At 64.5% G+C, this 484-nt stretch carries 1 protein-coding gene; it reads right to left on the bottom strand.

The window, feature by feature from the left end; genetic code table 11:
• The coding region (locus tag AACY49_RS30630) for an aminotransferase class I/II-fold pyridoxal phosphate-dependent enzyme (RefSeq protein ID WP_339528034.1) at window positions 1-484 on the bottom strand (484 nt) is incomplete at both ends.

The following is a 484-nucleotide window of genomic DNA, read 5'->3' as shown; positions in this document are numbered from 1 at the left end:
CGCCGGTGACAGGCCGAATGCCGCACCCTGGACGGCGGCGACCTTGGCATCGTCGAGCAGATAGGCGACGAAGGCTTCGTCGCTGTCGATCAGTTTGCCCGAGGGCGTCGACTTGCCGATCAGCGCGGAGAATTCGGGATAGACGTAGAACGCGCCTTCGGGCCGCGGGCAGGTGATGCCGTTGGCCTGGTTGAGCATCGACACGACCAGATCGCGCCGTCCCTGGAACACGGCGGCGCGCTCCTTGAGGAAACTCTGGTCGCCATTGAGTGCGGCGACAGCAGCCGCTTGGGCGATCGAGCAGGGGTTGCTGGTCGATTGCGACTGCAGCTTGGACATCGCCTTGATCAGCCACGACGCGCCCCCGGCATAACCGATCCGCCAGCCGGTCATGGCATAGGCCTTGGAGCAGCCGTTGACGGTCAGCGTGCGCTCGTACAGCGACGGGCATACTTGCGCGATCGTCGTGAATTCGAAGCAGTCA

This window comes from Pseudomonas sp. EL_65y_Pfl2_R96 (assembly GCF_963970905.1).
Classification (GTDB): Bacteria; Pseudomonadota; Gammaproteobacteria; order Pseudomonadales; family Pseudomonadaceae; genus Aquipseudomonas.
This window is presented reverse-complemented; position numbering and strand designations above follow the sequence as displayed.